Genomic DNA, 17,390 nt, shown 5'->3' with positions numbered 1-17,390 from the left:
GAAACAGCATGGCATTCGGTTTCATCAAGAAAGTCTTTTCCTTCGGCAAGAAGGACGCAGCCGCCGAAAAGGCTGCGGAGACCGCGCCGGCACCGGAGACGGATGTCGTATCCGCACCGGAGGTTGCGCCCGAACTGGCATCGGCAGAGGTTGGCGAGTCCGTTGCGGCTGCCGAAGCTGTAGAAGTCGCAAAAGCTGAACAAGCGCCGCCGGCAGACGCGCCGGAAGTTTCGGCCGAACCAGCCTCTGAACCGGAAAATCAGGACTTGCCTGCCGGTCCGGCACAGGCTTCGCTCAAAGAGCAAGAGCCAGAGCCAGAGCCAGAGCCAGAGCCAGAGCCAGAGCCAGAGCCAGAGCCAGAGCCAGAGCCAGAGCCAGAGCCAGAGCCAGAGCCAGAGCCAGAGCCAGAGCCAGAGCCAGAGCCAGAGCCAGAGCCAGAGCCAGAGCCAGAGCCAGAGCCAGAGCCAGAGCCGGTTGTGGTGGCTGTTGAGCCGGAAACGGCTGCTCCCGCCGCCGGGCCGGAGGTTGCGCCCGCGCCGAAGCCTGCTGCCGGCAAGGTGACGGTGGCGAAGAAGGTCGAGGAAAAGGCTGAAGCGGCGCCGGAGCCGGTAGAGGCGCCGAAGAAAACATGGTTCCAGCGCATGAAGGAGGGGCTTTCCCGCTCCTCGCGCGAACTTTCGGGCAATATTTCCGGCGTCTTCACCAAGCGCAAGCTGGATGAGGAGACGCTTCAGGATCTGGAAGACGTGCTGATCCGGGCCGATCTCGGCGTCGAGACGGCGCTGCGCGTTACCGACGCGCTGGCGGCAAGCCGCTATGGCAAGGATGTGTCCGACGCGGATGTACGGGCCGTCATGGCGACGGAAGTCGAAAAAGTGCTTGGGCCGGTCGCGAAGCCGCTGGAGCTCGACCTTTCGCACAAGCCGCATGTCATTCTAGTCGTCGGCGTCAACGGCACGGGCAAGACCACCACCATCGGCAAGCTTGCCGCCAAGCTCACCGAGGGCGGGCTCTCGGTCATGCTGGCGGCGGGCGATACGTTCCGGGCGGCCGCCATCGAGCAGCTCAAGATCTGGGGCGAGCGCACCGGCTCGCCGGTGATCGCGACGAAGCTCGGCGCCGACGCCGCCGGTCTCGCCTATGACGCCTTCGAACAGGCGAAGGCAGCCGGTTCCGACGTGCTGATCATCGATACGGCCGGCCGCCTGCAGAACAAGACCGAGCTGATGGCCGAACTTGAGAAGATCGTGCGCGTGCTCGGCAAGCTCGACCCGGAAGCGCCGCATACGGTGTTGCAGACGGTCGACGCCACGACCGGCCAGAATGCGCTCAACCAGGTCGAGATTTTCCGCAATGTAGCCGGCGTCAACGGTCTGGTCATGACCAAGCTGGACGGCACGGCGCGCGGCGGTATTCTTGTCGCCATCGCGGCGAAGCACAAGCTGCCGGTCTATTTCATCGGCGTGGGCGAGGGGGTGGACGATCTCGAACCCTTCTCGGCCGGTGATTTCGCGAAAGCCATTGCCGGAACCGGTTAAGGCGCAACATCGCGCATGAAACGTGCAAGCGAACGAAGTGACAGGTAGCGAGCCTCCATGAACCAGCCCCTATTCGAGCGTGACCCTTCCGAAACCCGGAATTCGGGCAGGGACGGCGTCAATCCGCTGCTCAAGCTGGCGCTGGAACTGGGGCCGCTTCTGGTCTTCTTCTTCGCCAATGCGCGGGGCGAATGGCTGGCCGGGAAATTCCCGGTTCTGGCCGAATTCGGCGGGCCGATCTTCATCGCCACCGGCCTGTTCATGGCGGCGACCGCGCTGGCGCTTGCCATCTCGTGGGTGCTCACCCGAACCCTGCCGGTCATGCCGCTGGTGTCGGGCGTCGTGGTTCTGGTGTTCGGGGCGCTGACGCTCTATTTGCAGGACGAGCTGTTCATCAAGATGAAGCCGACCATCGTCAACACGCTGTTCGGCGTCACCCTGCTTGGCGGTCTGGCCTTCGGCAAATCGCTGCTCGGCTACGTGTTCGATTCCGCCTTCCGCCTCGATGCCGAGGGCTGGCGCAAGCTGACCCTGCGCTGGGGCGTCTTCTTCCTGTTTCTCGCCGTGGTCAACGAGGTCGTGTGGCGCATGTTCTCGACCGATTTCTGGGTGGCGTTCAAGGTCTGGGGCATCATGCCGATCACCATCGCCTTCACCATGAGCCAGATGCCGCTGATCATGCGCCATTCGCTGGAAGAGCCTTCCGACAAGAAGTAAGCGCCCGCCGCATCCGGGAGCGCCGGACACCGTCCGGCCATGCATTCAACGCATTGCTGCGTTGCAGCATATTCTTTTGCGCCGCAGCGAGATCGTGGCATGATGTGAAGGTCAGGGAGGAACAACACGCCTCGGTTCATGAGGCGGAAAGGGATGTTCCATGAGCCTCTCCAGCCTGATCACCCGCGCCCGCGCCAGCTACGCCAGGCACCGGCGATATCGCCAGATGGTCGATGAGATCAACGGTCTCGACGAGCGTGACCTCGCCGATCTGCGCACCAGCCGCGCCGACATGCTCTACCAGATCCGCCAGCAGATCTACGGCTGAGCGATCAGCGCCTTCTCGATCTCGGGCATCAGCCTTTGCGCCAGTGAAGCCGGCGTGATCGGCCCCACATGCTTGTAGGCGATGCGGCCGTCCTTGCCGACAAGGAAGGTTTCCGGCACGCCATAAACGCCCCAGTCGATGCCGGCGCGCCCGTTCTCGTCGATGCCGATGGCCGTATAGGGATTGCCGAGTTCGGTCAGGAACTTCAGCGCGTTTGCCGGCTTGTCCTTGTAGTTCAGGCCGGTGACGGCGAAGCGCCCGTCGCGTTTCAGTTCCATCACCATCGGGTGCTCGTCGCGGCACGGCACGCACCACGAGGCGAAGACGTTCACCAGCGTGACCTTGCCGGCAAAGGTTCCGGAATCAAGGCCGGGCAGGTCGGTTCCGGGCAATGGCGGCAGCCCGGTGTGGGGGGCGGGCTCCCCGATCAGGGCCGAAGGGATCTCGGAAATGTCGCGGCCCGACATGAGCTGCGCCAGAAAGACGCCGCACAGCGCCAGGAAAAGTGCCAGCGGCAGCAGAACGAACAGCCGGCGTGACGTGGGCCTCGGCGTATCCGAACTCATGGCTTTGCCGTCTTTTTTCGGTCCGAGCGGCGGCGGATGCCGGCGGCCTCCAGTTCGGCCAGTTCCCGGCGGCGGGCATGCTGATCGAGTAAAATCCAGCCGATCAGGGCACCCAGAACCAGAACGGCGATGCCATAGGCCGCCGCGACATAGAGGTCGTGCGTGGTCACTGCCGCACCTCTTGTGTCCGGTTTCCGATCAAGGATGGCTGGTCGTTTCGAATTGCCATTGCTTTCCTTGAAGCAAATCCTGTCTTCGGGGCCGCTTCATGGCGGCCCCTCCGTCCCGGACAGCTTTAACGCTCAGCTTTGCGCCATGCAATCAGTCAGCACTGCGGCGTAACGCCAGAGCCGCGGCCAGCGGCCCGATGACGGCCAGAAACAGCGTCAGCGCCACGAGAATGAGAAAGGGCTGCAGGAACGGGGCAGGGTTTTGCGTGGCTCCATAGCTGGCCGATACGCCGAAGATTAGTGCTGGAATGGTCAGCGGCAGCACGAGGATGGAGATCAGCAGGCCGCCGCGCGGCAGGGCGACGGTGACAGCAGCCCCGGCCGCGCCGATGAAGGTGATGGCGGGCGTGCCGGCAAGCAGGGTAAGCGCCGTGGCCCCGATCGCCAGCGGCTCCATGTTCATGAACAGGCCAAGCAGGGGGGCTGCGATCACCAGCGGCAGCACCGAGCCGGTCCAGTGGGCGAGGCATTTGACCAGCACGGTCAGCGCCAGCATGTGGCGGTCTGCCTCCAGCACCAGAAGATCGAGCGAACCGTCCTCGCGGTCGGCCTGGAACAGGCGGTCAACGCCGAGCAGCGAGGCCAGCAGTGCGCCGATCCACAGGATCGCCGGGCCGATGCGGGAAAGCAGGTTGAGATCGGGACCGACGCCGAATGGGATGGTGGCGATCACGGCGAGGAAGAAGATGATGCCGGTCAGCGCGCCGCCGCCGACGCGCATGGAAAGGCGCAGGTCGCGCAGGAACAGAGCTAGCATAGCCAAGCGTTTCCTGCCGCGCCCCGGCGCAGCGCGGCGGCAGTCATCTCCGCTGCAGTGTCACTGCGTTCACCCATGAGATCTAGTTCCCATGTCCAGAGATTTTACCCCCTCGATGCCGAGCGGCAGGTGGGTGGCGGCAACGATGATGCCGCCTTCGTCCAGATGCCATTCCATCATTTCGGCCAGCCGTTTCTCGGATGCCTTGTCGAGGCCGGCGGTCGGTTCGTCAAGCAGCCAGACCGGCCGGCGGCTCACCAGCAGGCGCGCAAGGGCGGCGCGCCGCTTCTGGCCTGTGGACAGATAGCCGAAGGGCAGGTGGCCGATATGGCCGAGGCCCACTTCCTCCAGCGCCTCGGTGATGCCGAGTGCCGGTTCGCCGGCGAAACGTTGCCAGAAGTCGAGGTTCTCGTTGACGGTCAACGCCGTCTTCATGGCGTTGAGGTGGCCGACATAGTGGCAGGCTGCCGAAGGGGTGGGCCATTTCTCGCCGCCGCCCTCGAAGCGCACGCTGCCTTCGGTGGCGGGCAGAAGGTCTGCGACCACCCGCAACAGCGTGGACTTGCCCGAGCCGTTAGGGCCGGTGACGATCAGCGCTTCGCCATCTTCAAGTGCGAACTCCACATTGGCGAAGATGGTCTCTCCGCCGCGTTCGCCCGCAAGGTTCTCGGCGATCAGCCGCATCGGACCTCCTTTTGTCATTTCCATGCCGCGCAACCTGGAGCTGCGTCAAAATTGCCCAAACACCGTCTAGAACTATTCCAGGATATTCACTATATCCAGCTTACCAACCCCAGCGGTCGGGGAAGGCAAACCATATTGCGCCGAACTGGTGCGCGAGCCGCCTTGAACGGCCCGAGCGCTGGGAGCGGACAGCGGAAATGGCCGTACCCGCACCTTTGCGCGTGATGAGCATGCCATCGGAGTCCGTTCCCAATCAGGCTGAACGACTTTAGGATGGGATCGCACGTGTCCAAATCTCTCGATAGCTTCAATTGTCGCCGCACGCTGACCGCTGCCGGCACCGAATATGTCTACTACGATTTGCTCGAGGCCGAGAAAAACGGCCTTGATGGTGTTTCCCGGCTTCCTTATTCGATGAAGGTGCTTCTGGAAAACCTTCTGCGCAACGAGGATGGCCGCTCCGTTACAAAGGAATCGATCCAGGCCGTGGCCAGCTGGCTCGATGACAAAGGCGCCGCCGGCGTCGAGATCGCCTATCGTCCCGCCCGCGTGCTGATGCAGGACTTCACCGGCGTGCCCGGCGTGGTCGACCTTGCCGCTATGCGCGACGGCATCGTCTCGCTTGGCGGCGATCCGCAGAAGATCAATCCTCTGGTGCCGGTGGATCTGGTCATCGACCACTCCGTCATCGTTGACGAGTTCGGCACGCCGCTGGCCTTCGCCCGCAACGTGGAACTCGAATATGAGCGCAACGAAGAGCGCTACAAGTTCCTGAAATGGGGCCAGCAGGCGTTCGACAATTTCCGCGTCGTTCCGCCCGGCACCGGCATCTGCCATCAGGTGAACCTCGAATATCTCGGTCAGGTCGTGTGGACGAAGGATGAGGACGGCGCGACCACCGCCTATCCGGACACCTGCGTCGGCACCGACTCGCACACCACCATGATCAACGGCCTTGGCGTGCTTGGCTGGGGCGTCGGCGGCATCGAGGCCGAGGCGGCGATGCTCGGCCAGCCCGTCTCCATGCTCCTGCCGGAGGTCATCGGCTTCCGCCTCACCGGCAGGCTGAAGGAAGGCGTCACCGCCACCGACCTCGTGCTCACCGTCACCCAGATGCTGCGCAAGAAGGGCGTCGTTGGCAAGTTCGTCGAGTTCTTCGGCCCCGGCCTCTCCAACATGACACTGGCCGATCGCGCCACCATCGGCAACATGTCACCGGAATATGGCGCGACCTGCGGCTTCTTCCCTGTCGACGGCGAAACCGTACGTTACCTGACAATGTCGGGCCGTGATGAAGGCCGCATTGCGTTGGTCGAGGCCTATTCGAAGGCGCAGGGCATGTGGCGCGACGACAGCTCGCAGGACCCCGTCTTCACCGACACGCTTGAACTCGACATGGGCGACGTCGTGCCTTCGATGGCCGGCCCCAAGCGTCCTGAAGGCCGCGTGCCGCTGGAAGGCATTGCCGACGGCTTCGCACAGGCGATGGAGACCGAGTACAAGAAGGCCGCCGATATGCACAGGCGCTATGCGGTCGAAGGCACGGACTATGATCTCGGTCATGGCGACGTGGTGATCGCGGCGATCACCTCCTGCACCAACACCTCCAACCCCTCGGTGCTGATCGGCGCCGGCCTGCTCGCCCGCAACGCCAACCGCCTCGGCCTCAAGCAGAAGCCGTGGGTGAAGACGTCGCTGGCGCCGGGCTCGCAGGTCGTGGCCGAGTATCTGGAAAAGGCTGGCCTGCAGAAGGAGCTCGACCAGATCGGCTTCAATCTGGTCGGCTTCGGCTGCACCACCTGCATCGGCAACTCCGGCCCGCTGCCGGCGCCCATCTCCAAGACCATCAACGACAAGGGCCTGATCGCCGCTGCCGTTCTGTCCGGCAACCGCAACTTCGAGGGCCGTGTCTCGCCGGACGTGCAGGCGAACTACCTCGCCTCGCCGCCGCTGGTGGTGGCGCATGCGCTGGCCGGAACCGTCACGAAGGACCTGACAAAAGAGCCGCTCGGCGAAGACCGCGACGGCAATCCGGTCTATCTGCGCGACATCTGGCCGACATCGGCCGAGATCAACGAGTTCATCGAGAAGAACGTCACGCGCGAGCTGTTCGCCCGCAAATATGCCGACGTCTTCAAGGGCGACGAGAACTGGCAGAAGGTGAAGGCGCCGGAAGGCCAGACCTATTCGTGGGACGACAAGTCGACCTATGTTCAGAACCCGCCCTATTTCGTGGGCATTAGCAAGGGTGCTGGCAAGGTGTCCGACATCAGGGGCGCTCGCATTCTCGGCCTGTTCGGCGACAAGATCACCACCGACCACATCTCGCCGGCAGGCTCGATCAAGGCTGCTTCGCCGGCGGGCAAATACCTGCTCGACCATGGCGTGAACGTTGCCGACTTCAACCAGTACGGCACGCGCCGCGGCAACCATGAAGTGATGATGCGCGGCACTTTCGCCAACATCCGCATCCGCAACCACATGCTGGGCGAGAACGGCAAGGAAGGCGGCTACACGATCCACTATCCTTCCAAGGAAGAGATGTCGATCTACGACGCCGCCATGGAGTACAAGAAGGAAGGTGTGCCGCTGGTCATCTTCGCCGGCGTCGAATATGGCAACGGCTCGTCGCGCGACTGGGCGGCCAAGGGCACCAACCTGCTCGGCGTGCGCGCCGTGATCGCCCAGTCCTTCGAGCGCATCCACCGCTCCAACCTCGTCGGCATGGGCATCATCCCCTTCGTGTTCGAGGAAGGCACCTCGTGGGCCTCGCTCAACCTCAAGGGTGACGAGCTGGTCGAGATCGACGGCGTGGAGACCATCAGGCCACGCCAGAAGATGGTGGCGAAGATCACCTATGCCGATGGTTCGGTGAAGGACGTTCCCATCCTGTGCCGCATCGATACGCTGGATGAGCTGGACTACTACAAGAACGGCGGCATCCTGCAGTACGTGCTGCGCGATCTCGCTGCCTGATCGTTCAGCAGTGCAGAAATAAAGGGTCGCCGGGATAACCGGCGGCCCTTTGCTTTTACGCAGGAATGGCTCACCGCAACGTGACTTTGCGGTGAGCGCCACATCTGCCAAACAGGTAGGTGCATAAAACAAAGCCGGATAAGCCGGCAGGTTCGGAAATTGCTATGCCAGTCAGAACATTTGTGCGGCTTTGTCTGTTTGCAGTCGCCTTGTCGGCAGTTTCTGGACAGGTGACGGCGCAGGAAAGCGAAACATCCGGTTTCGCAAAGCCCGTCGGGGTGGTGGAGCTGTTCACGAGCCAAGGGTGCAATTCATGCCCGCCGGCCGACAAGTTCTTTGCCGAGCTGGCCGGTAAGGACGATGTCATCGCGCTCGCCTATCATGTCGACTACTGGGACTATCTAGGCTGGCATGACACGCTGAGCACGAAGGATAATACCGAGCGCCAGTATGCCTATATGCGCGCCTTCGGGGCGCGATCGATCTATACGCCACAGGCGGTGATCAATGGCCGAACCCATGTCAATGGCGCGAACCGCAACGCGGTTCAGGGGGCCATGGGCATGCTGAAGTCTTCCGGCAACGGCATGGTGGTGCCGATCCGCGTGGCGCGCGAGGGCGATGGCGTGGTCATCGAAACCGGGGAGGCGGAAGCCGGTTCCGACCTGCCGGATACGGCGCATCTGGTGCTTGCCTATTTCGAGCCGCCGCAGACCGTGGAGATCGGCCGGGGACGCAACCGCGGCCGCGAGATGACATATTGGAACGCGGTTTCTTCCATGCAGACCGCGGGCATGTGGCATGGCAAGGCGCTTCGCTACGAGTTGCCGGCCAGTGAAGTGATGAAGAAAGGCGGATGCGCCGTGCTGCTGCAATCGGTGGCGAATGATGGGCTGCCGGGCCCCATCATCGGGGCGGCGGTCATCAACAGCCCGAAGCGCTGAGCCGCAGGAATTTCAGAGAAACAGGATTTGTGAGGGAGAGGCCGGCTCGGCGGGCATGCCGAGGTTGGTTCGATCCGACTCAGGCCCGTGGGCGGGGGGCTTGGGGGTTACAGGCAAGTGCCGGACCGAACCGTCTCAGGCAACGAGCACAGAGTCGTTTCACAATGGGGCGGAAGCGCGGATAAAAAGTGGCGAAAATGTGACGAAAGATCACCAATTTCTACAGGCTTTCACAAATGTAAGCGCCGGTTTACGCTGAACGAACAGTCTGGAGGCATCGTTTCGATTGCCAGACCCGCTTCCCATTTTTCACAAGACGTCCCGACAATCCAGAAGCACCCCCCTGTTCCCGGTCCGGGGCCACGATAGCCGGCGTACTTGCAATTGCTGCCGGAAAGGGCGAACCTGTCAGGATTGCAGTTGCATTTGCAAGGAATCTGGCATGAGCGAAGGCAGTGCGGGCGCGGGAGAAGGAGACGCTTCCGCAATACTCATCCCGCTTCAGGAGGCGCGCCGCGAGCGCCTCGGCATGCCGGTCTCCTTCGATCGCCGCGAACTCGACCTGATCCTGCGGCTCTATGGACGCATGGTCGCGGCCAATGAGTGGAAGGACTACGCCATCGATCATCTGGAGGACCGCGCGATCTTTTCCGTCTACCGGCGCGCCAGTGAGGTGCCCCTTTTCCAGATCGTCAAGGACCCGAAGCTGGCGAAGCGTCAGGGCGCTTTTTCGGTGATCGCCGCGGGCGGGCGCATCCTCAAGCGGGGGCACGAGCTGGCGCGGGTGCTGGGGGTTTTCGACAACAGGCTGAAGCTGGTGAAGGCGTAAGGCTCAGCCGTCCTTCAGAGCCTTTTCCGGCCATGAGTCAGGATCCGGCGGCTGTTTTGCGCCGCCGTTCATCTCAAGCTGCATGAAGGCCGTGTCCAGCCAGCGGCCGTGCTTGTAGCCCGATCCTTCGAGCTTGCCGGTGTGGCGGAAGCCGAGCTTCTCGTGCAGGCGCACCGACGGGCTGTCTGGTGTGCCGTCGCCAATGACGGCGACGAACTGGCGAAAGCCCAGTTCACGCACCTCTTCGATGAGTTCGCGCATCAGGGCGGTGCCGAGGCCGCGCCCCTTGGCTTCAGGGGAGATGTAGATCGAATCCTCGACGATGAAGCGATAGGCGGGGCGTGCCCGGAAGGGACCGGCATAGGCGTAGCCGAGCACGGTTCCATTGTCGTCCGTTGCGACCAGAAACGGATAGCCGCTGGCGCGCAGCGCCTCGAAACGGCCCTGCATTTCTTCCAACGAGGGCGGTTCAAGCTCGTAGGTGGCGGTACCGTTGAGAACGGCGTCACGGTAGATTTCCGTGATCGAGGCAAGATCGTCCGGGGTCGCCGTGCGTATCATCTGATGTGTCCGGGATGCTGGAGCCGAGGAACATATGCGCGGTCATGAGGCAAAAGAAAAGGGCGGCTGGTGGGCCGCCCTTTCATTTCGTTCGTTGCCTTCGCTCAGCGGCGGTCGCCCATGAACTGGAGCAGGAACATGAACAGGTTGATGAAGTCGAGATAGAGCGTCAGGGCGCCCATGATCGACTTGCGGCCGGCCACGTCGGCGTCGTCGGACTCGTAGTACATCTCCTTGATCTTCTGCGTGTCGTAGGCGGTAAGGCCGGCGAAGATCAGCACGCCGATGGCCGAAACCGCGAAGGACAGGGCCGAAGACTGCAGGAAGATGTTGATGACCATGGCGATGATCAGGCCGAACAGGCCCATGATCAGGAACGAGCCCATGGCCGTCAGGTCACGCTTGGTGGTGTAGCCGTAGAGCGACAGTGCGCCGAAGGCGGCCGCGGTGGCGAAGAAGGTCTGCGTGATCGAGGCGCTGGTGTAGATCAGGAACACCGACGAAAGCGACAGGCCAACCAGTCCCGCATAGACCCAGAAGGTGAGCTGAGCCGCGCCCACGCTCATCGACTGGACGCGGAACGACAGGAAGAACACGGCGGCCAGCGGAGCGAGAATCACAACCCACTTCAGCGGCGATGCGAAGATGGCATAGCCGAAAGAGGTCAGCATCTGGCCGCTCGGCAGCGTGGCGACTGCTGCGGCCGGGTTATTGGTCGTGGCCAGCATGATGGTGGCGACGGCCGCAAGACCGGTGATCAGCAGGCCCATGCCCATCAGGTTGTAGACGCGCAGCATGTAAGCGCGCAGGCCCTCGTCGATAGCCATGTCGGCGCGGCCGTAGGGGGCCGTACGCGTCTGGTAATTGTGAAGGGGGTCAGCCATTGTAGTCCTCTGTTGCTTCTTGCCCCGTCCGGTGTCGGGCGCGTGCCCAGGCGCCGCTGGCGGGGCCTCCAGCATGCCTGCCCGGAATATGAGGGTTCTTTTTGTCCGGAACAAGACCCGTAACCGGAGGAAATCGTTCGTGAGGCCCCAAATCGCGAATTTTTGATCTGCGCCGGCCCCTATGGTTAATGCAGGGCTGGCCGGCAGCTCTGCTGTGCTCTTTCCGCGCCGGAGCGGCTCTTTTTCGCGCGGCCGGTGATTCACAGGTCGCGCAAAACGGGTGCCGCCTTGTGTCCCAGCACCCTCCATGTGCCGACAAGGCCGATGCCGACGGTCAGTACCAGCGCCAGAACGATGGTGCCGAGCGCGACCTCGACCGAGAACTGCGAGGGCAGCGTCATGATCTGCGTGACGACATACCACGCCGCCACGCCGCCGGCCGCGAGGGCGAAAACGGCGGTGGCGAGGCCGAGCAGCATATATTCCAGCGCAAAGGCGGAAATCAGCGTGCGCCGCGTGGCGCCCAGCGTCTTCAGCACCACCGCGTCGTGGATGCGGGCGCGGTTGCCGGCGGCAAGCGCGCCGGCCAGCACCAGCACCGACGAGATCAGCGCCACGCCGGCGGCGGCGCGGATCGCCGTGCCCAACTCGCCGACGAGCTGGTTGACGATGTCGAGCGCATCCTTGACGCGCACCGTCGTCACCGCTGGAAAGGCGCGGGTTACGGCGTTGAGGATGCGTGCATCGTCCGCCACCGTGGCCGTGTCGTCGGAAAGTGTGGCCAGCCAGCTATGCGGCGCGCCCGCAAATGTGTTCGGCGAGAACACCATGACGAAGTTGATGCCGAGCGTTTCCCACTGCACCTGCCGGAAATTGGCGATGCGCGCCGTGAGGTTGCGGCCGAGCACGTTGACTGTCACCGTGTCGCCGACCGCGAGGCCGAGTTCCTCGCCTTCCTTGGCGGAGAATGAAACCAATGGCTCGCCCGTGTAATCGGCCTGCCACCAGCTTCCCGACGTCAGGGAGGCGTTGCGCGGCTGCTCGGCCTCATAGGTGAGGCCGCGATCGCCGCGCAGCACCCATGCGCCGGCCGGCGGAATGTCCAGTTCGCGCACATCGGTGCCGTTTAGCGCGGTGACGCGACCGCGCAGCATCGGCACTTTCACCAGTGTGCCCTGAGGCGCTTCCCTTGCAATGAGCGTGGAGAAGGCCTCGACGTTGGCGGCCTGTATGTCGACGAAGAAGAAGTTGGGTGCCTTTTCCGGCAGGCTGTCGGAAATCTGGCGGCGCAGATTGCCGTCGATGAGCGCCAGCGTGACGAGCAGCGTGAGGCCGAGCCCCAGCGCCAGCACCACCGAGGGGGTGAGCGCGCCCGGCCGGTGGATGTTGCCGACCGCCAGCCGCAACGAAGTGGAGCGCACGCGCGGCGCCCTTCTGGCCAGCCATTGCACCAGCCATGCCACGAGGCGCAGGACGAGAAAGGACAGCACCGCCGCGCCGACGAAGGTGACGGCGATGCGCCGGTCGTGGGCCGTGAAGATGGCAAGTGCGGCCAGAGACAGGGCGATGACTGCGGTGGCCGCGAGATAGACGAACCGCGGCCGCCCTCGCGCCTCGAAGCCGAGTTCGCGGAACAGGGCGGTGGCCGGCACATCGCGGGCACGGCCGAGCGGCATGAGCGCAAAGGCCAGCGTGACGAGCAGCCCGAAGGCGGTGGCAAGCGCGAGTGCGCCCGGATAGATGCCCGCTTCCGCCGGCACGGGAATGACTGCCTGCAGCGCGCCGGAGGCGGCAAAGGGCATCAATACGGCCAGCACGAGGCCGGCGGCGATGCCGATCGCCGCGATCAGAAGCGTCTGCACGAGATAGACGGTGAAGACGAAGCGGCCGGAGGCTCCAAGGCTCTTGAAGGAGGCGATGACGCCGCGCTTGCCGTCGAGATAGGCGCGCACCGCATTGGCGACGCCGACGCCGCCGACCACAAGCGAGGTGAGGCCGACCAGCGTGAGAAACTGCGAAAAGCGCTCGATATTGGCTGAAAGCGCCGGGGCGGCATTGGAGCGGTTGCGGATCGACCAGCCGGCTTCGGGGAAGGCTGTGCGCGCCTGTGCCTCCACCTGCGCAAGCCGGGCATCGCTGGCGCCGGGCTCCAGTTTCAGCTTGTAGGAATGTTCGACAAGGCTGCCCGTCACGACAAGGCCGGAAGCCTGCAGCCCTTCCAGCGAGACGAGCAGGCGCGGGGCGAAGCCGAAACCTTCCGAAACGGCATCCGGCTCGCTCATCAGAACGGCGCGCAGCTCGAAGGTCGCGTTGCCGAGCATGACGCGGTCGCCGACCTTCAGCCCAAGACGCTCGAACAGAAGGTCGGGCGCGGCAGCGCCAAAGGCGCCGGCGCTCTCGCTGAAAAGCTCTTCGTGCGCCAAAGCCGGCTGTGTCTCCAGCGTGCCGTAAAGTGGATAGGCATTGTCGACGCCCTTGACCTCGACCAGCGCCTGATCGGAGCTGTCGGGCAGGCGGGCCATGGAGCGCATGCTGGCGCTGGCCGACACGTCACCTGCAGCTTTCAGGAAGCCGAGTTCGGCGCTGTTCGCCTCGCGCTGGCTGAGGCGGAAGCGCAGGTCGCCGCCGAGCAGAGGCTGGCCCTGCGCTGCCACGCCGTCGCTGATCGAACGGGCGACGGAATTGACGCCGCCGATGGCTGTAACGCCGAGCGCAATGCAGGCGAGGAAAATGGCGAAGCCGGAAAGGCCGCCGCGCATTTCGCGCAGGGCAAAGCGGCAGGCAAGCGCAAGCTGGCGGGACATCGTCATCATGCGATCGCCGTCGCAGCCAGCGCGGGCCCGCTATCCTCCGTCTCCCCGCTCTCGATGCGGCCGGAGCGCATGGCGATGCGGCGCGAGCAGCGCGCGGCAAGTGCCGGATCGTGAGTGACGAGCACCAGCGTCATGCCGCGCTCGGCTGCCTTGGAAAACAGGAGGTCGGCGATCTGCCGGCCCGTCGCCTGATCGAGATTGCCGGTGGGCTCGTCGGCAATCAGGATCGGCGGGGAAGGGGCGAGCGCGCGGGCGATGGCGACGCGCTGCTGCTCGCCGCCGGAAAGCTCGCCCGGATAGTGGGTCAGGCGTTCGCCAAGGCCCACCGCCACCAGTTCCTGCTCTGCCACCCTGAAGGGTTCCGGATGGCCGGCCAGCTCCAGCGGCACGGCGACGTTTTCCAGCGCCGTCATGTTGGGAATGAGGTGGAAGGACTGGAACACGATGCCGATATTGCGGCCGCGGAAGGCGGCGATCTCGTCCTCACTCTTGCCGTTCAGCGTCATGCCGGCCATCGTCACGCGGCCGTCGTCGACGCGCTCGAGGCCCGCCAGAACCATCAGCAGCGTCGACTTGCCGGAACCGGAGGGGCCGACGATACCGGCGATCTCGCCCTCCCGGACGGTCAGATCGATGCCCTTCAGCACATGCACCGAGGATGCGCCTTCGCCCAGCGTCAGCGATACGTTTTCCAGTTCGATGACGGCTTTTGTCAAAACGGATTGATCCTATATGGAGGGAAGGGCAAACGCCCTTAAGCGAGAATGCATCGGACATATGGGGGCAAAAGCATGGCTTTCAAATACACGTTTTTGTTTCCTGCCTCGGTGTGGTGCGCGATGTTTGTCGGGGCGATGTTTTCATTTGCCGTCCCGGCTCGGGCGGATGCTGTGCAGATCGTCGGCTTCGGCGACAGCCTGATGGCCGGTTTCGGGCTGGGGCCGGGCGAAGGTTTCACCGAGCAGCTGCAGGATGCTCTCAGGGCCAGGGGCCATGACGTGGTTGTCGCCAATGCCGGCGTTTCCGGCGACACCTCCAGCGGCGGGCTCGCCCGTCTCGACTGGTCGGTGCCGGACGGGACCGATCTGGTCATTCTCGAACTCGGCGCCAACGACATGCTGCGCGGCATCGATCCGGCGATCGTCGAAAAGAACCTCGACGAGATGCTCGCGCGGCTGAAGGGGCGCGGCATCGATGTGCTGCTGGCGGGCATGGTGGCCGCCCCCAATCTCGGCCATGCCTATGGCGAGGCCTTCGGCTCGCTCTATCCGCACCTGGCGCAGAAGCACGGCGTCATCCTCTATCCGTTCTTTCTCGACGGCGTCGCCGCCGAGCAGGATCTGCTGAGCGAGGACGGCATGCACCCGAGCGCCGACGGTATCCGCACGATCGTCGGGCGGATCCTGCCCACCGTCGAGAAGGCGATTGCAGCGCTGCCGAAGGACTGACCACGGTTTTGTCTTTCCCCAGCGGAAACGGCGGAGGCCGAATAATTAGCTTGCCGAACCGTTCTATCGGTGGTCCGCTGACATACAGGGTTTCGATTCGAGGACAGGAGGCTATGCCATGCCGCGTCTTTTCACCGCTCTCGAAATTCCGCGTGATGCCGCGCTATCGCTCTCCCTGCTGCGGGGCGGCCTTCCCGGCGCCCGCTGGATCGACGTCGAAAACTATCACATCACGCTGCGCTTCATCGGCGATGTCGAGGGCCATGTGGCCGACGACATAGCCGACGCGCTCGACCGGGTGCGCCGGCCTTCCTTCACGCTGGCGCTCACCGGGGTTGGAGCCTTCGGCCAGAAGAAGCCGCACTCGATCTGGGCGGGGGTTACGGCCTCGCCGGATCTTTCCGCTCTGCAGGCGGAGATCGACCGCATCTGCCAGCGCCTCGGGATAGGTGCCGATCCGCGCAAGTTCACCCCGCATGTGACGCTGGCAAGGTTGCGCAATTCGAACCCCGCCGAGGTGGCGCGCTACCTGTCGGCACGCGGCAATTTCTCCGCCACGCCCTTCAAGGTCGGCCGTTTCGTGCTGATGTCGTCACGCGATTCGGTGGGTGGCGGACCCTATATCGTCGAGGAAGCCTGGCCGCTGACCGGCAGTGTCGCGGTAAGCCGCGTCGACAGTGCTTCCGACGCCTCGCGGATCATGCGGTAGACTTTCTCGAAGCCGTCCGCCCCGCCATAATAGGGGTCCGGAACGTCGCGCACGGTTCCCAGCGTGTAGTCGAGATAGAGATGGATGCGCGCCTGTGCGTCCTGCGGTGCCATGCGGCGCAGGTCCTGCACATTGGAGCGGTCCATCCCAAGGATGAGGTCGAAGCGGGAAAAATCCCCGGCATCGACCTTCCGCGCGGTCTGGCCCGAAATGTCGACGCCATAGCGCGCGGCCACGGCGATGGAGCGCGGATCGGGTGGCGACCCGGCATGCCAGCCGCCGGTTCCGGCAGAATCCGGCACAAACAGGTCACAGAACCCCCGTTCTGCGGCAACAGTGCGAAAAACGCCCTCCGCCAGCGGTGAGCGGCAGATGTTGCCGAGGCACACGAACAGGATCGAGCTTTTCGGTTTGGCGTCCATCACGGCAGGCCCTATGTTCAGTTGTTCCACGCGGATAACACGGAAACAGGCCATGGCACGAGAGAAACTGGCACCGGACGCCATCACCACGTCGCTTGAGGAACGTCCCGGCTGGGCGCTGAGCGAGGACCGGCTGGCCATCGAAAGGCGTTTCAGCTTCGGCAATTTTTCCGAAGCCTTCGCCTTCATGACGCGGGTGGCGCTGGCGGCGGAGAAAATGGACCATCACCCGGAATGGTCGAACGTCTACAAGACCGTCGATATCCGGCTCAGCACCCATGCTGCGGGCGGGCTCACTGAACTCGACTTCGGCCTCGCGCGCCGCATCGACCGGATTTTCGGCGCCTGAACCCTGTTTGAGACGCGAAAATCTTGCACCGCGCCCTTCGCCCCACCACATTACCGGCAAGGGCCGGCAGAAGGCGGGCCGTTTGAAGGAGATGCTGGCACATGGCTGAAAGGACCGTTTTCGATCTCTTCGGCTTCGCGGACAAGGTTGGCGGCGAACAGGAGGTGCGCGAAAAATTCTGGCGCACCGCCAAAAGAGCCGCGCGCCAAGTTCCGTTCATGGAAGATGTCGTCGCTGCCTACTATTGCGTACTGGACGCCAATACGCCGCTGAGAGCCAAGGGCATTCTCATTGCTGCGCTCGGCTACTTCGTGCTGCCGGTGGATGCCATCCCCGATGTGATCTTCGGCCTTGGCTTCACCGATGACATTGCGGTGCTGAGCGCTGCAATCGCCGCTGTCAGGACGCACATCACCCCCGCCCATAAGGCGGCTGCGAAAGACGCATTGGCCGAAGACGCCTGATTTCAATCTCTTAAGCATGTCGTTTTCCCGAAACCGCGTCACGCTTTCGGGCGACATGCTTTATTACGATGGTTTGGCAGGCCCCCGAACTCCGGTTCCGGGGCCGCTTCGCGTTCAATTTGGATAAAAGTCAAATTCTTGCCTTTTTCCTCCAGTCCAAGTCGCCGGCAG

General features: G+C 63.8%; 19 protein-coding genes. 10 read left to right on the top strand and 9 right to left on the bottom strand.

The features are described from left to right. Positions 1-8: 8 nt before the first annotated feature. The 3 genes from ftsY to MIC97_RS09410 all read left to right on the top strand — a co-directional run bounded on the left by ftsY (position 9) and on the right by MIC97_RS09410 (position 2,583). A complete protein-coding gene (ftsY, locus tag MIC97_RS09420) occupies positions 9-1,538 on the top strand; it encodes a signal recognition particle-docking protein FtsY (protein ID WP_239799809.1) in 1,530 nt (509 codons plus the stop codon). 57 nt (positions 1,539-1,595) lie between these two features. After that, complete coding sequence (locus MIC97_RS09415; RefSeq protein WP_239799808.1) at positions 1,596-2,255, top strand: septation protein A; 660 nt, start codon at positions 1,596-1,598, stop codon at positions 2,253-2,255. Between the two features lie 160 nt (positions 2,256-2,415). Continuing rightward, on the top strand, positions 2,416-2,583 hold the full coding sequence (locus MIC97_RS09410) for a DUF1127 domain-containing protein (RefSeq protein WP_183824889.1): 168 nt from the start codon (positions 2,416-2,418) through the stop codon (positions 2,581-2,583). On the opposite strand, the gene MIC97_RS09405 is transcribed toward MIC97_RS09410, so the two are convergent. The 4 genes from MIC97_RS09405 to ccmA form a co-directional block, all read right to left on the bottom strand. Next, a complete protein-coding gene (locus MIC97_RS09405) occupies positions 2,574-3,149 on the bottom strand; it encodes a DsbE family thiol:disulfide interchange protein (RefSeq protein WP_239799807.1) in 576 nt (191 codons plus the stop codon). The two genes, MIC97_RS09410 and MIC97_RS09405, sit on opposite strands and share 10 nt — an antisense overlap. Next, positions 3,146-3,319 carry a heme exporter protein CcmD gene (ccmD, locus tag MIC97_RS09400; protein ID WP_183824883.1) on the bottom strand — a complete coding sequence of 58 codons (174 nt, stop codon included), beginning with the start codon at positions 3,317-3,319 and terminating at the stop codon, positions 3,146-3,148. Before ccmD ends, MIC97_RS09405 begins: the two co-directional genes overlap by 4 nt. Positions 3,320-3,470: 151 nt before the next feature. Continuing rightward, complete coding sequence (gene ccmB, locus MIC97_RS09395; protein ID WP_239799806.1) at positions 3,471-4,136, bottom strand: heme exporter protein CcmB; 666 nt, start codon at positions 4,134-4,136, stop codon at positions 3,471-3,473. Between the two features lie 69 nt (positions 4,137-4,205). Beyond that, entirely contained in the window at positions 4,206-4,820 is a 615-nt protein-coding gene (gene ccmA / locus MIC97_RS09390) for a heme ABC exporter ATP-binding protein CcmA (RefSeq protein ID WP_239799805.1), read from the bottom strand. Positions 4,821-5,105: 285 nt separating this feature from the next. Here ccmA and acnA point away from each other — a divergent pair, with 285 nt between their 5' ends. The 3 genes from acnA (at position 5,106) to MIC97_RS09375 (ending at position 9,569) form a co-directional block, all read left to right on the top strand. Continuing rightward, positions 5,106-7,796 (top strand): aconitate hydratase AcnA, encoded by a 2,691-nt coding sequence (gene acnA, locus MIC97_RS09385; protein ID WP_345773543.1) that lies wholly within the window; start codon positions 5,106-5,108, stop codon positions 7,794-7,796. Between the two features lie 164 nt (positions 7,797-7,960). Then, positions 7,961-8,740, top strand: a complete 780-nt coding sequence (locus MIC97_RS09380) for a thioredoxin family protein (protein WP_239799803.1) — start codon at positions 7,961-7,963, stop codon at positions 8,738-8,740. A 442-nt stretch (positions 8,741-9,182) separates the two neighbouring features. Next, positions 9,183-9,569, top strand: coding sequence for a DUF2794 domain-containing protein (locus tag MIC97_RS09375; protein ID WP_183824871.1), 387 nt, complete (start codon positions 9,183-9,185; stop codon positions 9,567-9,569). Positions 9,570-9,572: 3 nt separating this feature from the next. Here MIC97_RS09375 and MIC97_RS09370 read toward each other — a convergent pair whose 3' ends face one another. The 4 genes from MIC97_RS09370 to MIC97_RS09355 form a co-directional block, all read right to left on the bottom strand. Further along, positions 9,573-10,130: a GNAT family N-acetyltransferase gene (locus MIC97_RS09370; protein ID WP_239799802.1), complete on the bottom strand. Its 558-nt coding sequence runs from the start codon at positions 10,128-10,130 to the stop codon at positions 9,573-9,575. A gap of 104 nt (positions 10,131-10,234) precedes the next feature. Then, positions 10,235-11,014, bottom strand: a complete 780-nt coding sequence (locus MIC97_RS09365; RefSeq protein ID WP_183824865.1) for a Bax inhibitor-1/YccA family protein — start codon at positions 11,012-11,014, stop codon at positions 10,235-10,237. A 260-nt stretch (positions 11,015-11,274) separates the two neighbouring features. Continuing rightward, complete coding sequence (locus MIC97_RS09360) at positions 11,275-13,824, bottom strand: ABC transporter permease (protein WP_239801078.1); 2,550 nt, start codon at positions 13,822-13,824, stop codon at positions 11,275-11,277. After that, positions 13,824-14,543: an ABC transporter ATP-binding protein gene (locus MIC97_RS09355; protein WP_239799801.1), complete on the bottom strand. Its 720-nt coding sequence runs from the start codon at positions 14,541-14,543 to the stop codon at positions 13,824-13,826. The genes MIC97_RS09360 and MIC97_RS09355 overlap by 1 nt, the downstream gene beginning before the upstream one ends. Positions 14,544-14,618: 75 nt before the next feature. Between MIC97_RS09355 and MIC97_RS09350 the strand changes: the two genes are divergently transcribed. Then, the gene (locus MIC97_RS09350) at positions 14,619-15,275 is read left to right on the top strand and encodes an arylesterase (RefSeq protein WP_239799800.1); all 657 of its coding nucleotides are present in this window, start codon (positions 14,619-14,621) and stop codon (positions 15,273-15,275) included. A gap of 118 nt (positions 15,276-15,393) precedes the next feature. Beyond that, positions 15,394-15,984, top strand: a complete 591-nt coding sequence (thpR, locus tag MIC97_RS09345; RefSeq protein WP_239799799.1) for an RNA 2',3'-cyclic phosphodiesterase — start codon at positions 15,394-15,396, stop codon at positions 15,982-15,984. Here thpR and MIC97_RS09340 read toward each other — a convergent pair. After that, positions 15,894-16,406 carry a low molecular weight protein-tyrosine-phosphatase gene (locus MIC97_RS09340; RefSeq protein WP_239799798.1) on the bottom strand — a complete coding sequence of 171 codons (513 nt, stop codon included), beginning with the start codon at positions 16,404-16,406 and terminating at the stop codon, positions 15,894-15,896. The two genes, thpR and MIC97_RS09340, sit on opposite strands and share 91 nt — an antisense overlap. A gap of 52 nt (positions 16,407-16,458) precedes the next feature. On the opposite strand from MIC97_RS09340, the gene MIC97_RS09335 reads away from it, so the two are divergent. Both MIC97_RS09335 and MIC97_RS09330 read left to right on the top strand, forming a co-directional pair. Beyond that, on the top strand, positions 16,459-16,755 hold the full coding sequence (locus MIC97_RS09335; protein WP_239799797.1) for a 4a-hydroxytetrahydrobiopterin dehydratase: 297 nt from the start codon (positions 16,459-16,461) through the stop codon (positions 16,753-16,755). A 101-nt stretch (positions 16,756-16,856) separates the two neighbouring features. Continuing rightward, complete coding sequence (locus MIC97_RS09330) at positions 16,857-17,219, top strand: YkvA family protein (protein ID WP_239799796.1); 363 nt, start codon at positions 16,857-16,859, stop codon at positions 17,217-17,219. Positions 17,220-17,390 lie beyond the last annotated feature (171 nt).

Source organism: Aquamicrobium sp. NLF2-7, assembly GCF_022359935.1.
Lineage (GTDB): Bacteria > Pseudomonadota > Alphaproteobacteria > Rhizobiales > Rhizobiaceae > Mesorhizobium > Mesorhizobium lusatiense.
The sequence above is the reverse complement of the archived record's forward strand: the minus strand, read 5'-3'. Positions and strand labels throughout refer to the sequence as shown.

Excerpts from the sequence above, each read along its gene's own strand:
- MIC97_RS09415 (WP_239799808.1), top strand. The coding sequence starts at position 1,596 with ATGAACCAGCCCCTATTCGAGCGTGACCCTTCCGAAACCCGGAATTCG.
- MIC97_RS09375 (WP_183824871.1), top strand. The coding sequence starts at position 9,183 with ATGAGCGAAGGCAGTGCGGGCGCGGGAGAAGGAGACGCTTCCGCAATA.
- MIC97_RS09370 (WP_239799802.1), bottom strand. The coding sequence starts at position 10,130 with ATGATACGCACGGCGACCCCGGACGATCTTGCCTCGATCACGGAAATC.
- MIC97_RS09340 (WP_239799798.1), bottom strand. The coding sequence starts at position 16,406 with ATGGACGCCAAACCGAAAAGCTCGATCCTGTTCGTGTGCCTCGGCAAC.
- MIC97_RS09335 (WP_239799797.1), top strand. The coding sequence starts at position 16,459 with ATGGCACGAGAGAAACTGGCACCGGACGCCATCACCACGTCGCTTGAG.
- MIC97_RS09380 (WP_239799803.1), top strand. The coding sequence starts at position 7,961 with ATGCCAGTCAGAACATTTGTGCGGCTTTGTCTGTTTGCAGTCGCCTTG.
- ccmA (WP_239799805.1), bottom strand. The coding sequence starts at position 4,820 with ATGCGGCTGATCGCCGAGAACCTTGCGGGCGAACGCGGCGGAGAGACC.
- MIC97_RS09330 (WP_239799796.1), top strand. The coding sequence starts at position 16,857 with ATGGCTGAAAGGACCGTTTTCGATCTCTTCGGCTTCGCGGACAAGGTT.
- MIC97_RS09410 (WP_183824889.1), top strand. The coding sequence starts at position 2,416 with ATGAGCCTCTCCAGCCTGATCACCCGCGCCCGCGCCAGCTACGCCAGG.
- ccmB (WP_239799806.1), bottom strand. The coding sequence starts at position 4,136 with ATGCTAGCTCTGTTCCTGCGCGACCTGCGCCTTTCCATGCGCGTCGGC.
- ftsY (WP_239799809.1), top strand. The coding sequence starts at position 9 with ATGGCATTCGGTTTCATCAAGAAAGTCTTTTCCTTCGGCAAGAAGGAC.
- MIC97_RS09350 (WP_239799800.1), top strand. The coding sequence starts at position 14,619 with ATGGCTTTCAAATACACGTTTTTGTTTCCTGCCTCGGTGTGGTGCGCG.
- thpR (WP_239799799.1), top strand. The coding sequence starts at position 15,394 with ATGCCGCGTCTTTTCACCGCTCTCGAAATTCCGCGTGATGCCGCGCTA.
- MIC97_RS09405 (WP_239799807.1), bottom strand. The coding sequence starts at position 3,149 with ATGAGTTCGGATACGCCGAGGCCCACGTCACGCCGGCTGTTCGTTCTG.
- MIC97_RS09360 (WP_239801078.1), bottom strand. The coding sequence starts at position 13,824 with ATGACGATGTCCCGCCAGCTTGCGCTTGCCTGCCGCTTTGCCCTGCGC.
- MIC97_RS09365 (WP_183824865.1), bottom strand. The coding sequence starts at position 11,014 with ATGGCTGACCCCCTTCACAATTACCAGACGCGTACGGCCCCCTACGGC.